The sequence below is a fragment of the Catenulispora sp. MAP12-49 genome (assembly GCF_041262705.1).
GTDB lineage: Bacteria > Actinomycetota > Actinomycetes > Streptomycetales > Catenulisporaceae > Catenulispora.
In genome coordinates this window covers 31,363-44,504 of the sequence record NZ_JBGCCP010000056.1, presented here as the reverse complement: position 1 = coordinate 44,504, position 13,142 = coordinate 31,363, and the positions used below count along the sequence as shown (strand labels likewise).

At 68.8% G+C, this 13,142-nt stretch carries 11 protein-coding genes; all 11 read right to left on the bottom strand.

From position 1 onward, the window contains the following. Positions 1–272 (bottom strand): ATP-binding cassette domain-containing protein (locus ABIA35_RS46630; protein ID WP_370362290.1); only part of this gene is annotated, 272 nt, incomplete at its 3' end. Further along, entirely contained in the window at positions 269–1,279 is a 1,011-nt protein-coding gene (locus ABIA35_RS46625; RefSeq protein WP_370342489.1) for an ABC transporter permease, read from the bottom strand. The genes ABIA35_RS46625 and ABIA35_RS46630, both read right to left, overlap by 4 nt. Positions 1,280–1,409: 130 nt before the next feature. Next, on the bottom strand, positions 1,410–3,245 hold the full coding sequence (locus tag ABIA35_RS46620) for an ABC transporter substrate-binding protein (protein ID WP_370362289.1): 1,836 nt from the start codon (positions 3,243–3,245) through the stop codon (positions 1,410–1,412). A 145-nt stretch (positions 3,246–3,390) separates the two neighbouring features. Further along, positions 3,391–4,407: an ABC transporter permease gene (locus tag ABIA35_RS46615; protein WP_370342492.1), complete on the bottom strand. Its 1,017-nt coding sequence runs from the start codon at positions 4,405–4,407 to the stop codon at positions 3,391–3,393. 481 nt (positions 4,408–4,888) lie between these two features. Beyond that, positions 4,889–5,887: an ABC transporter permease gene (locus ABIA35_RS46610; RefSeq protein ID WP_370362288.1), complete on the bottom strand. Its 999-nt coding sequence runs from the start codon at positions 5,885–5,887 to the stop codon at positions 4,889–4,891. Positions 5,888–5,981: 94 nt separating this feature from the next. After that, positions 5,982–7,697 (bottom strand): ABC transporter substrate-binding protein, encoded by a 1,716-nt coding sequence (locus tag ABIA35_RS46605; protein WP_370342494.1) that lies wholly within the window; start codon positions 7,695–7,697, stop codon positions 5,982–5,984. A 146-nt stretch (positions 7,698–7,843) separates the two neighbouring features. Then, a complete protein-coding gene (locus ABIA35_RS46600) occupies positions 7,844–8,830 on the bottom strand; it encodes an ABC transporter permease (protein WP_370362292.1) in 987 nt (328 codons plus the stop codon). A 1,071-nt stretch (positions 8,831–9,901) separates the two neighbouring features. Then, positions 9,902–10,336, bottom strand: coding sequence for a hypothetical protein (locus ABIA35_RS46595; RefSeq protein WP_370342498.1), 435 nt, complete (start codon positions 10,334–10,336; stop codon positions 9,902–9,904). Positions 10,337–10,414: 78 nt separating this feature from the next. Then, positions 10,415–11,248 (bottom strand): heavy metal-binding domain-containing protein, encoded by an 834-nt coding sequence (locus tag ABIA35_RS46590; protein ID WP_370342500.1) that lies wholly within the window; start codon positions 11,246–11,248, stop codon positions 10,415–10,417. 36 nt (positions 11,249–11,284) lie between these two features. Further along, positions 11,285–12,184 carry a heavy metal-binding domain-containing protein gene (locus ABIA35_RS46585; RefSeq protein WP_370362287.1) on the bottom strand — a complete coding sequence of 300 codons (900 nt, stop codon included), beginning with the start codon at positions 12,182–12,184 and terminating at the stop codon, positions 11,285–11,287. A gap of 99 nt (positions 12,185–12,283) precedes the next feature. After that, positions 12,284–13,057 carry an enoyl-CoA hydratase/isomerase family protein gene (locus tag ABIA35_RS46580; RefSeq protein WP_370362286.1) on the bottom strand — a complete coding sequence of 258 codons (774 nt, stop codon included), beginning with the start codon at positions 13,055–13,057 and terminating at the stop codon, positions 12,284–12,286. Between the last annotated feature and the right edge of the window lie 85 nt (positions 13,058–13,142).

Below are 13,142 nucleotides of genomic sequence, written 5' to 3'. Positions count from 1 at the left end.
ACCTGCGCGCCGCGCTTCTTCTTCTTCTCGTTGGCCGTGCGGTGCAGGCCCATGATCGCCAGCGACGTGACCGACTTGCCGGAGCCGGACTCGCCGACGATACCCAGCGTCTTGCCGCGCTCCAACTGGAAGGTGATCCCGTCGACGGACTTCACCACGCCGTCGTCGGTCGGGAAGTGCACCTTCAGGTCGCGCACGTCCAGGAACCCGCGCGGGCTGGTGTTCTCCAGCGCGATGTCCTCGACGATCGCCTCGGATGCTTCGTTGCTCATGAGACCCTCACTCGGGGGTCGACGACGCCGTACAGCAGGTCGACGACCAGGTTCGCCAGCACGATGAAGGCGCTGGCCACGATCGTGACGCCCAGGATGACGGGCAGGTCGGACTGGCCCACCGCGTCGACCGCCTCACGGCCGATGCCCGGCAGGTTGAACACCTGCTCGGCGAGCACGACACCGCCCAGGGCGAAGCCGAGGTCCATCCCGAAGATCGTGACGATCGGGGTCAGAGCCGCGCGCAGCGCGTGCTTGAAGATGACCGTCCGCTCCGGCAGGCCCTTGGCCCGCGCCGTGCGGATGAAGTCCTCGTTCATGGTGTCCAGCATGCCGACCCGGGTGAGGCGGGCGTACAGGGCCGCGAGGCCGAACGCCACGGCGATCCAGGGCAGCAGCAGGTGCGTGAACCAGCCCCACGGGTCCTGCAGGAACTTGACGTAGCCGGGGTCGGGCAGGATATGCCAGTTGACCACGAACACCAGCGACAGCAGCGGGCCGACGAAGTACACCGGCAGCGACACCCCGACCAGCGCGGTGATCATGCCGGCGCGGTCGACGACGGTGCCCTTCTTCAGGGCCGAGGCGACGCCCACGGCGACACCGAAGACCAGCCACAGGATCGAGGAGCCGATCGCCAGGGAGATCGTGACCGGGAGCCACTGGCTGATGCTGTGGGTCACCAGTTCGTTGGTCTTGAAGGAGTAGCCCAGGCACGGGGCCGGGCAGTGCGACATCTGCGTGCCGGTGTCGTAGTCGTACCCGACGAAGATGCCCTTGACGAAGCGGCCGTACTGTGTCCAGACCGACTGGTCGAACCCGAAGCGGTGGATGACCGCCTGGACCGCAGCGGGGTTCTGGGTCTTACCGACGTACTGTTCCGCCAGCGACTCCGTAGTCTGCCCGCCCAGGCGTGGGAAAACGTAGAAGATGAAGAAAGTGATCATAGAGATCACGAACAGCAGCACGACTGCTGAGAACAGACGCCTGATGATGTAGGTAATCACGGAGTGCGGCGGCGGTCGCCCGGAGGCGCCGGGGCGAACCTTGTGGGTCCGCCCCGGCGCCACCAGGGTTCCTTGCCTTCACCTGCCTATCTGTGAAAGCGAAGGGTAGTGGCCTTCGACGGGGTGAGTGTTACTTCACGCCCATCGCGGAGAAGTCGTACATGCCGTAGCCCTGGCTGAAGATGACGTTCGTCAGCGTGGACGGGCGGTACACCAGGTTCTTGTCCCAGACCAGCGGCACGACCAGAGCGTCGGCCAGGGCCTGGTGGTCCAGCGCCGCGTAGTCGGCACCACGCTGCGTCGGGTCGTTCTCGTTCAGCGCCGTCTTGAAGTCGTTGTCGATCGTCGCGTCGGCGTCCCACGAGAGGTTGTAGCCACCGGAGTCGTGGATCGCCGAGGAGGCCAGCAGCGAGTACATGAAGCCGTAGCCCGACGGGAAGTCCGCGCCCCACTTCATGAAGCTGATCGCGACCTTGTGGGCGATGACGTACTGCTTGTTGCCCGCGAACTGCGAGTTGTACTTGTCGAACGGCTTGGTGTCGATCGTGGCGTTGATACCGATCGACTTCAGGTTGGTCTGCGCCGTCTGGACCATGTTCGCCTCCTTCACGGAGTTGTCGCGAGTCATGATCTCGAAGGTGTCCTTCGTGGTGCCGTCGGCGTTGAACGCGTCCGGCTCGGCCGCCTGGCAGGACTTCAGCGAGGCCTTGGCCTTGGTGACGTCACCCTTGTTGCCCGGGGTGATGTACTGGTCGCCGGCCTTCCAGCCGGGGATCGTCGGCGGGTCCAGGGTGCTGGCGATGTCGCCGCCACCGAAGGTGCCACCGGCCTCGGTGAGCATCGTCGACTTGTCGATGACCCACTCGAGCGCCTGACGGCAGTTCACGTTGTCGAACGGCTTCTGCATCGTGTTGATGGCGAAGTACTCGGTCGAGTTCGCGTACGCGGAGTCGGACTGGGCCTTCAGCTTCGGGTCGCCCAGGATCTTCGTCTGGGTGGCCGGCTGCACGCCGACACCGGTCAGGTCGGCGTCCGCCGAGCCGTCGAACAGGGTGTCGTCGATCGTCGCCTTGTCCTGCTTGAGCTTGATCACAATCTTCGCGGCGCGCAGGACGTGGAGCTTGTCCGGGTCCGTGTTCGGGTCGAAGTTCGGGTTCGGCGACAGGTCCATCTCGTTGCCGACCTGGTAGCTGTCGATCTTGTACTGGCCGGTCGACAGCAGGGTCTTGAAGTAGTCCGCGCCGGTGTCCTTCGTCCGCGGCACCGGGGCCGAGCCCGGCAGCGCCATCAGGTAGTCGAAGTCCGAGAACGGCGTGGTCAGGTTGAACACGATCGTCTGCGCGTCCGGCGTGGTGATGCCGGAGACGCCGTCGTTCGGGTTCTTGTCCTTGTAGGGACCCTGGTACTTCGTGGTGTCCTGGACGAACTGCGGCAGGTACGCCGGACCGTTCACCAGGGTGTCCTGGCCCCAGTTGGAGCGCTCGATCGCGTACTTGACGTCCGCGGAGGTGACGACGGAACCGTCCTGGTACTTCACGCCCGGCTTGATCTTGTAGGTCCAGGTCAGGCCGTTGTTGGAGACCACGCCGGGACCCTGGGCCAGGTCCGGGACGACCTTCGAGCCGGCGGTGCCGGGCTGCTGCGCGTAGGTCATCAGCGGACGAGCCCAGTCACCGATGATCGACCACGAGAAGGCGTCGTAGGTGTTGCCCGGGTCGGGGGAGTCGAAGTCCGAGCGGTCCACCAGGCGAAGCGTGCCGCCCTCAGCGTTGCTGGGATTGACGATGCCGGTCACGGCGGCGTTGAAGCCGGTGGCGGCGCTGGTGTTGCCCGAGGGCAGGGTGGTTACAGCGGCAGTCGGCGTGTTGCTCGAGTTGGAATTGGTCTTCGAGCTGGAGCACGCCGAGGCTGCCAGGGCGACGCACGCGGCGAGCGCGACGCCTCCCAACAGCTTGGAGCGGTTCATTACGGGTGGACCCCCTTGGTCAGCCCGGCATCCCAGGATGTGGGATGCTTTCGGTGTCTGTGCATCTGATCTTGCTGATCTCGCAGGTGGCGGCGGGTGTGAGTCCGCCTGGCCCCCGGCGGTGCGACGCCGGGGGAATTCTCTTTTAGTGGGCCTTCGGGTCGAAGGCGTCGCGCAGGCCGTCACCGAACAGGTTGAAGGCCATGACCGTGATGAAGATCGCAGCGCCCGGGATGATCAGGAACGCGGGGTCGACGCGGTAGTAGGAGATGGCGTCGTTGAGCATCTTGCCCCAGGACGGTGTCGGGGGGCGGATGCCGACGCCCAGGAAGGACAGAGCCGCCTCGAACAGGATGTTCGCCGGGATCAGCAGCGTGCCGTAGACCAGGATCGGGGCGACCAGGTTCGGCATCAGCTCGCGCATGATGATGCGGCGCGGCTTGGCGCCCAGCACCCGCGCGGCGTCCACGAACTCCCGCTGGCGCAGGGCGATGGTCTGCCCGCGGACGATACGTCCGGCGTACGGCCAGCCGAAGAAGCCGATGATGAAGATCAGCATCGCGATGTGCAGTGTGTCGCCGGACATCCCGAACGCGTGGTCGGAGACGATGGCCGCCAGCGCCAGCGCGAACAGCAGCAGCGGGAAGGCCAGGAAGACGTCCATGATGCGGGAGATGAGGGTGTCGATCCAGCCGCCGAAGTAGCCGGCGATGACGCCCATCGCGATCCCGATGATCAGCGACAGCAGCGAGGCGGAGGTCGCGATCAGCAGGCTGATGCGCGAGCCGAGCAGCACCCGGGTCAGCACGTCGCGGCCGATCACCGGCTCCAGGCCCAGCAAGTGGGTGGAGCTGATGCCGCCCGCCGAGCCCAGCGGCATCGAGGTGTTGGGGTCGATGCTGTCCATGAACTGCTGGTTCGGGTCCGAGTTCCCGGACAGCGAGGCCAGCAGCGGGGCGAATATCGCGATCAGGACCAGCAGCACGATGATGACGCCCGCGGCCATCGCCACGCGGTCCTTCTTCATGCGCGACCAGGCGATCTGGGTGAGCGAACGACCCTCGATGGCCTTCGCCGCCGGCGTGCCCGGGTCCGGCGCGCCGGCACCGTCATCGCCGAAGTCGTCGTGCAGGGTGGAGGCGTCCCCTGGCAGCGTTGTCATGTGAATCCTCGGTGGTCGTCTGACTCGGAAGGCCTTGTGAGCGCACCGGAGAGTCAGGCAGGGCGGAGTCGTGATCGCATCACGCCCGGCGACCGCCCCGAAGCGAGACGCCGGTGGTATTGCACATTGCACTGTCGGGCCGGGGCCCTCCACAGGAGAGTGGCGCCTCGCCCCCCGGCTTGGCTAGGGGGTTGGGGCAGCCTTGTCCGAACTGTGATCAATCCTGGATCGCCCGGTCACCGAGCTGTTTCGGGGTATCAGAGGGCGGTGTCGGCACCCCAGGAGTGGGAGGTAACCACCCCTTGGGTTAACGGGGTGTTACTCGCGACAGACCGATTCCTTAGGCGTTTGCCCCTTGACAGCGGGTGCCTTAGAGGGGAAGTGATCAGCTACCTAAGGTAGGCGGGAGGACACTGCGCGCCGACCGGCGCCGTGGCGGCCGGCCGCGGCGCCCCTGCCCCGACGCGTCAGTCCAGGCGCGTCAGTCCAGGCGGATGCGCGGGTCCAGGACAGCATAGGCGGCGTCGACCACGAAATTGGCGACAACGATAAAGAGCCCTGCGAACAAGGTGACGCCGAGCACCACCGGCAGGTCCTGGCCGTCCACGCCGTTCTGCGCCAGATCGCCGATCCCGTGCAGCCCGTAGATCTTCTCGGCCAGCACCGCCCCGCCCAGCAGCAGGCCCAGGTCCATGGCGAAGACGGTGGCCACGGTCGGGAAGGTGGTCCGCAGCGCCTGCCAGAGGACCCGCCGGCCCGGCAGGCCCTTGGCGTGCGCGGTGCGGATGAACTGGCCGGACAACGCCTCGATCATGCCCGAGCGGGTCAGCCGGGTGTACAGCGCGAAGTAGCCCAGCGCCAGCGTCACCCACGGCAGGACCAGATGGTCGGCCCAGATGAAGGGGTTGTGCAGGAACGAGTAATAGGAGACCGACGGGAACAGCCAGGCCAGCTGGGACCGGGCCAGCGGGCCGATGAACACCACCGGCAGGCAGACCCCGAGCAGCGCGACCACCCGGATCGCGCGGTCGGCCAGTCCCCCCGGGGCCATCGCGGCGACCGCGCCGGAGGCCACGCCGAGCACCAGCCACAGCACCGCCGCGCCGACCGCGATGGAGACCGTCACCGGCAGCCGGTCCAGGATCAGGGACATCACCGAGTCGTGCAGCCGCCAGGAGTAGCCCAGACACGGCGCCGAGCAGTGCGCGGCGCCGGAGCCCGGGGGCAGGTCCATGCCCACCACCAGAGCCTTGAGGTAGTCCCAGAACTGGACGTACAGCGGCTGGTCCAGGCCCAGCCGGTGCTTGATGAGCAGCAGCTGGTCCGGGGAAGGGTCCCTGCTGGCGAACTGCGCCGCCAGCTGGTCCGTGGTGCGCCCGCCGAGCGCGGGCACCGCGTAGAAGACCAGGAAGGTCACCAGGACCACGGCGAGCATGAGGATCACGGCGGTGGCGGCCCGCCGGAGGAGGAAGGTCGTCATACGGCCCGCGTGCTCCCCGGATTTCGTAATGGTTTCGGTCCGCGCGCCGCGCCGGTCCGGCTCTGGCCGGCGCCGGCGCGGCGCGCGGAGGGGGTCACTTCAGGCCCAGGACCGACAGGTCGTAGCCGCCGCTGCCGGCCTGGTCGATCATCACGTTGGTCAGCCGCGCGGAGCGGAACCGCATGATGTGCCGGTCCATCAGCGGGACCACGGCCGCCAGGTCCATCACCCGGTGGTCGATCTTGACCCAGTCCTGCTGCTGGGTGGTCGGCTCGGAGCTGGCCAGCGCGGCGCTCTCCAGGTCGTTGACCGTCGAGTCGTTCAGGAACGCGTAGTTCTGGCTGCCGGTGGCCGCGATGCCGTTCTTGGTGACCAGCTGGTCGAGCATGCCGTAGCCGGTCAGCCAGTCCGGGCCCCAGTTGGCCAGGCACATGCCCAGCCGGTGCGCCTTGGCGTAGGCCTGGTTGCCGCAGTACTGGCTGTACTGGCCGAACGGGAACAGCGTCACCTGGGTGCTGATGCCGACGCCGGCCAGCGAGGACTGGATCGCGGTCGCGGCGTTCTGCAGGTCCGGGGCGTTGGTCTGCGCGGCGATCTTGAAGCTCAGCGTGCCGGAGCCGTCGAACAGGCCCGGCGAATCCGCCTTGCACTTGGCCAGCAGCGTCCTGGCCTGCGCCGGGTTGTAGGTGTAGGTCGGGAACTGCACCGCGCCGGGGATGCCCGGGGTGAGCAGGTTGGTGGCGATGGTGCCGCCCCACTGGCCGCCGAGCTGGTTCAGCACGGTGTTCTTGTCCACCGCGTACTCGATGGCCTGCCGGCAGGACACGTCACCGATCAGCTGCGTGTTGATCGAGGAGTAGGCGATCGAGTAGTCCGGGGCGTCGTCGGTCTGCGACTTGAGCACCGGGTCCTGCAGCACCTTGGCGTGGTTGGCCACGGTCAGCGCCGAGCCGAGGTCGGCGTCGGCCTGGCCGTCCAGCAGTTCCTGGTCGCGCTCGCCGGAGTCCACGCCCAGCTGCACGTCGACCGAGTCGGCCAGGGCCGTGTGCATGTGGTCGGGGTCGGACTGCTGGTTGTAGGCGTCGTTGCGGACCAGCTTCAGCTCCTTGCCCGGGGAGTAGCTGGCGATCTTGTAGGCACCGGTGGAGATCGGACGCTTGGCGTAGGTGTCGCCGGAGTCCTTCTGGTCCACGGTGCGCTCGACCGGGGCGGTCTGCAGCAGCGTCATCACGTAGTCGAACTCGCCGAAGGCCTGCGGGAGGTTGAAGACGATCTTCTTCGGGTCCGTGGTGACGATGATGTTGTCGAAGAGCTTGTCGCCGTCCTTGTAGACGTCCAGGTTGTCGAACCGGTGGTCGCCGGGCGGGGTCAGGATGTTGTGGAAGTAGGTCGGGCCGTTGCCGACCAGCGAGGACCAGTTGGAGCGCTCGATGGCCCAGCGGACGTCGCCGGAGGTGATCGGCGTGCCGTCCTCGAAGGTGGCGTTGTCGCGCAGGGTGTAGGTCCAGGTCTTGCCGCCGTTGCTCTGCACGCCCGGGCCGGTGGCCAGGTCGCCGACGATCTGGTTGCCCCCGGGGGTGTGGTTGTAGGCCATCATCGGCCGGGCGAACATCCGGAACAGGTTCCAGGTCTGCGCGGAGTAGGTGACTCCGGGGTCCATCGAGTCGAACGACTGCGAGGAGACCAGGTTGATGGTTCCGCCGGTCTTTGTCGAGGGGTTCAGCACCTGCTTGCCCGCCAGGTCGAAGCCCGGGCCCATGGTCGAGCCCGCGCTCGCGCCGCTGCTCGAGCCGCAGGCGGTCAGGACCATGGCGAGCGCCGCGGCGGCGGCCCCCGCGCGGATCCGAATCTTATTTGTGACGCGAAGCGTCTCCTTGACGGGCGGTGGTGGGAGACGGGTGGGCTTTGGTATCACAGCGGTTTCCTTCTTCATGGCTAGCGCCGTGCCGCGAAGCGTCACTGTGCGGTGGGATCGGTGGCGTTCCGCAACCCGTCGCCGAACAGGTTGAACGCCAGCACGGTGATGAATACTGCCATGCCCGGCACGATCAGATACTCGGGGTCGGTGTACACGGTGGCGACCGCGTCGGTCAGCATCTGCCCCCACGACGAGGCGGGAGGGTTCAGACCTATGCCCAATGCGGACAATCCGGCTTCGAAGACGATGTTCGCCGGGATGAGCAGGGTGGTGTAGACGAGGATCGGCGCCAACAGGTTCGGCAGCAGCTCCCGTCCCACGATCCACCGGGTCGAGGCCCCCATCGCCCGCGCCGCGTCGACGAACTCCCGCCCCCGCAGCGAGAGCACCTCGGCACGCACGATGCGCGCGATGTAGGGCCAGTTGAAGAAGCCCATCACGAAAATCATGATGGCGATCCGCAGCGCGTTCCCCGACAGGCCGAAGGCCTGATCGGACAGCGCCCCGGTGAGTCCGAGCGCGAACAGCATCAGGGGGAACGCCAGGAACACGTCGGCGACCCGCATGACCACCAGGTCCACCCGCCCCCCGAGGTACCCGGACAGCACCCCCAGCGCCACCCCGAGCCCGACGCTGAGCAACGTCGCACCCCCGGCGATCAGCAGACTCACCCGCGACCCGTACAACAGCCGCGCCAGAATGTCCCGCCCCATCCGCTGATCCACCCCGAGCGGATGAGCCCAGCTGATCCCCCCGAAGCCACCGTGCGGCCCGAAGGTGGCATCGGTGAGCTCCGGATGCAGCGCGTTCGGCGTCACCCCGAACAACCCGGTGACCACCGGCGCGAACACCGCGAGCAGGATCAGCACCACCACGGTGCAGCCACCGAGCACCGCGGCCCGATCGGCACGCAACTTGCGCCAGACCGTGGCCGTGGTGGAGCGGGAGCGAATGTGCGCGGCGTTCTGAGCCTTCGCCGGCACGGGGCGCGCGAAGGCCTGGAACGGCCACAGGGTGGCGGCCAGGCTCCGCTTGGCCCGCCGCCGACCCGGCTTGCGCGCGGAGCGGGAACGGGGTGGGCGCGGCGGCAGGGGTACGGGGGCCGGCAGCGGGGGCGGCAGCGGGGAGGCTTCCGGCTGCGGCTGCGGCGAAAAAGCCTGCGTCTGCGCGAGCGGCGGCGGCATGTGCGGCAGCGGCGTCTGCTGGTACGGCGGCGTAGAGGCTGGCGGCGCTTGCCCATGCGACTGCGGCTGCGGCGAAAAAGCCTGCGTCTGCGCGGGCGGCGGCGGCATGTGCGGCAGCGGCGCCGGAGCTGGTGTCTGCGGCATCGCCGAGAACGGCTGCGCTTGCGACGGCGGCGCCGGCACTTGCAGGCGCGAAGACAGCGTTTGCGCTACCGGAGCTTGCAGATGCGACGGCGTTGAGGGCGCCTGGGCTTGCCCATACGAAAGCCCCGGCTGAACAGGCGGCGTTTGCGAAAGCGGGGCTTGCGGCTGCTGCGCCGGTGCCGTCGTTTGCGTATGCGGCGTTGAGGTTTCCGGCACTTGCGAAGGCGGGTTCGCCGCTTGCGCCGGCGCCTGGCCGCGCGGCATCCGCGGCATCCGGGGCAGTGGCGATCCGTGCGGTGCTCGCGGTTCGGGGACCGGGGAGGAGTAAGCCGAGGGCTTGTCCTTTATATAAGTCTCCGGATACGCGTCCGGGTACGCGGGCGCCGGCTGGGCTGTCGGCTGGGCGCCTTCGGCGTCCGGGGTGTTCGCCATCGCCGCACGTCCGGTGCGGTCGTCAAAGGCGGGCGGGGGTGGTGAATAAGGCTTCTGATACGGTAGCGGTGCTCCGGTTCGGATGCGGGGGATGAGCGCCGTCTCGTGGACGTCGGGGTCGATCGGGTAGGCGAAGAACTCCGGGTAGCTCTCCAGGCCGCGCCTTTGCCCCGGGGGTTCCGGGTCGGGCCCGGGGTCCAGCGGCGTGGTCATGAGCACCGTGCTTCCGTGTGGCAGGCATATATGGTTCGCCACTTTGCCGAATCGGCGGCTTGGCGCGCCAGTTCGAAGGGCGCGCCGTTGCCGACTCGTGACATGGGCCAGAGCCTGCCGGGGCTACTCCCCCAGGACGAAGCGCTGGAGGACCTCGCGGGCGCGGGCGTTGGAGCGGGCCGCGTCGGCGATCGCCGCGGACAGGGTCTGGATCCAGACGTCCAGGCCGACCTGCTGGCGGGACAGCACGATGCCGCGGACTTCCTTGCAGACCTCGCCGACCGGGCCGTGTTTGGCCAGGCGCAGGGTCATGCGCTGCTCCCCCAGGGTGACGTCGACCGACTCCACCCGGCCCTCGCGGCCGGCGGCGCGGTCGGCCAGGGTGCGCTTGCGCTCCAGCTTCACCGCGCCGGGCGGCAGGGTCTCGATGAGGTTGGCGGACAGCACCCGCGCGTAGACCTCCAGGTCCGCGGTGTCGGCGCGCAGGGAGGCCGCGATCAGCTCGGCGGAGACGCCGTCGTCGCCGGCGGTCGGCTCCGGCAGGTTGTCAGTGCTCATAGCGCTTACTCAACCACTGTTCGGGTGCGCGCGGGATGGTGGGGCGGCTCCACCCCGCGCGCGGGGTTCCTCGGCGGTCTAGTCCAGGCTCAGGACCATCGTCGGCCGCTCGATCTGGTGGTCCGGCCGCAGCGGGCGCACCGCGGTGCCCAGGGCGAAGAACTCGGTCGTGTGCGAGCCCCAGGTGTGGCTGTGGTTGCGCAGCTGCACCCCGACGATGCCCTCGGCGTGCAGCGCCTCGGCCTCGGCCTGCATCCGGGCCATGGCCAGCTCGCGGGCGTCGTACAGGGCCTGGGTGAACTGCTCCAGCTCGACGTTCTTGCCGATGTTGCCCAGCGCGGCGCCGAAGCGCTGGTGCGCGATGTGGTAGACGCACGAGCCCATGACCATGCCCAGCGGGGCGTAGCCGGCCCGGATCAGCGTCCAGAAGTCCTGGCCGGACAGGTCCGAGGTGAAGGGCTGGTTCTTGTTGTTGCGCCAGGTGACGGTGCCGTGCTGGCCGCTGCCGTCGTCCTTGACCGCGGTGCCGATCGCGATGAACTCCGCGACGTCGTTGCCGAACTCCTTGAACTCCACCTCCAGGCGGACGCCCACGATGCCGTCCGCGCCGAGGGCGTCGGCCTCGGCCTCCATGCGGGACATGGCCAGCTCGCGGGCGTGGTACATGGCCTGGCTCAGGACGTCGAGCTCCTGGCTCTTGCCCCAGCGCGCCACCTGCAGGCCGACGTGGTAGATCGAGGAGCCCAGGACCAGGCCCAGGGGCCGGAACCCGGCCTCCTTGACCAGCAGGAACTCGTTCACCGACAGGTCCGAGGTGAAGATCGAGCCGGGCGAGCCGGGCTTGAGCTCGGCCAGGCGCCGCATGGCGTCCTCGGGCACGCCCTCGGCGGTGTGGGCGATCTTGTCAGCCATCTTCGTCTCTCCAGCCCTCGTTGATGCTGATGCGCGTCACAGGTATCGCACTGACGTCTCACGCCGGGCGGCGGCGCGCCGCTCCGGGTCCAGCGACATGATCGCCAGCGAGCCGGTCCTGGGCGGCTGCCGGCTGCTCTTGAACGCCGCTATGGCGGTGCCGATCGCCGTCGCCTCACAGATGTGGTCCCGCTGGCCGTCGGTGACCGGGCACTCCCGCTCCCGGATCTCCAGCTCGATGGAGGAGACCACGACGCCGTCGGCGTGCACGCCCCGCACGTTCCGGGCCAGCTCGGCCCGGGAGGCGTGGCGGGTCTGGTTCACCAGGTCGGTGTAGCCGGACACCTCCTGGTTGCCGGCCCAGCGGCGCGAGGACATCCGGGTCCACCAGTCGTCGTGCCGGGTGCCGATGGCGATGCCGAGCACCAGCGAGACCGGGACCCAGCCGTTCATCACCAGCTTGGCGAACTCCTGGCCGGTGACGTGCGAGGTGAACGGGGTGCGCGGCCGCACCGCGCTGTTCGCGGCGCGCACCGCGGTGCCGATCGCCGAGAACTCCAGGCCGCCGGCCGGGAAGCGCCCGATCGTCAGCCGGACCCCGACCACGCCGTCCCCGCCGAGCAGCGAGCACTCGGTGCTCATCCGGTCCACCGCCAGTCGGCGGGCCTCGTACAGGGACTGCGTCAGCGGTCCGAAGGCCGAGTAGCGGCCGGTGGAGGTCGAGGTGTAGCCGGCGCCGCCCATCCACGCCCCGGGGCAGTTGTAGGCGCCGGTGTAGCCCAGGTGGTACACGCACGAGCCCAGGACCTGGCCGACGGGCTCGAAGCCGGCGGCGCGCACGGCGGCGAACTCGTTGGTGGTCAGGGCCGAGCCCCAGGTGCCGGAGCCCCGGATCTCGTCCATCCGGGCCTGGGCCGCCTGCGGGAGCTGTTCCATGGCCGTGCGGCCTCCCTTGGCCTGGTCGGGTTGCCCACGGGCCCTGCGGGGCCCGCGGGTCGTGCTCGGGCGGGTCTGGTCTGGTCTGGTCGGACCGGGTCAGCGCCCGGTGAACGCCGCCTTCTCCTTGGCCGTGAACGCCCGCATGCCCTCGGTCCGGTCCTCGGTGGCGAACGTCCCGGTGAACTGCAGGCGCTCGATCTCCAGACCGGTGTCCAGATCCACCTCCAGCCCGTGGTTGACGGCCTCCTTGGCCGCCTTCAAGGCCAACGCCGGACCCCCGGCGAAAGTGCCGGCCCACTCCACAGCAGTCTTGTACACGTCCTCGGCCGGCACCACGCGGTCCACCAGGCCGATGGCCAGCGCCTCGGTGGCGCCGACCTGCCGGCCGGAGAAGATCAGGTCCTTGGCCCTGGCCGGACCGACCAGCCGCGGCAGCCGCTGCGTGCCGCCGGCGCCGGGGATCAGGCCGAGCAGGATCTCCGGCTGGCCGAGCCTGGCGTCCTCGGCCGCGACCCGGAAGTCGGCGGTCAGCGCCAGCTCACAGCCGCCGCCCAGGGCGTAGCCGGTGATGGCGGCGATGACCGGCTTGGGGATGGCGGCCAGCGCCTTGAAGGCGTCCTGGAGCCGCACGGAGTGCTGCGCCATGTCCGCGTAGGACATGTCCTGCATCTCCTTGATGTCGGCGCCGGCCGCGAAGACCTTCTCGCCGCCCCAGATCACCACGGCGCGGATCGCCGGGTCGGAGCCGACCTGCTCGGCGGCCTCGTGCAGCTCGCGCTGCACCTGCACGTTCAGCGCGTTCATCTTCGGGCGGTCCAGGCGGATGACGCCCACCGCTCCGTCAATCTCCACGCGTACGAACTCGCCCATGCGGCGCCGGCCCTTTCTCGCGAGCCCGGGTCACGGGCTTCTTCTGGGACTACTTCTGGGTCTTCTGCTGGGACTTCTTCTGGGA

Bases quoted from the DNA above. Each gene is read 5' to 3' on its own strand.
- ABIA35_RS46595 (WP_370342498.1), bottom strand. From the start codon at position 10,336: ATGAGCACTGACAACCTGCCGGAGCCGACCGCCGGCGACGACGGCGTC.
- ABIA35_RS46580 (WP_370362286.1), bottom strand. From the start codon at position 13,057: ATGGGCGAGTTCGTACGCGTGGAGATTGACGGAGCGGTGGGCGTCATC.
- ABIA35_RS46605 (WP_370342494.1), bottom strand. From the start codon at position 7,697: ATGGTCCTGACCGCCTGCGGCTCGAGCAGCGGCGCGAGCGCGGGCTCG.
- ABIA35_RS46590 (WP_370342500.1), bottom strand. From the start codon at position 11,248: ATGGCTGACAAGATCGCCCACACCGCCGAGGGCGTGCCCGAGGACGCC.
- ABIA35_RS46610 (WP_370362288.1), bottom strand. From the start codon at position 5,887: ATGACGACCTTCCTCCTCCGGCGGGCCGCCACCGCCGTGATCCTCATG.
- ABIA35_RS46620 (WP_370362289.1), bottom strand. From the start codon at position 3,245: ATGAACCGCTCCAAGCTGTTGGGAGGCGTCGCGCTCGCCGCGTGCGTC.
- ABIA35_RS46615 (WP_370342492.1), bottom strand. From the start codon at position 4,407: ATGACAACGCTGCCAGGGGACGCCTCCACCCTGCACGACGACTTCGGC.
- ABIA35_RS46585 (WP_370362287.1), bottom strand. From the start codon at position 12,184: ATGGAACAGCTCCCGCAGGCGGCCCAGGCCCGGATGGACGAGATCCGG.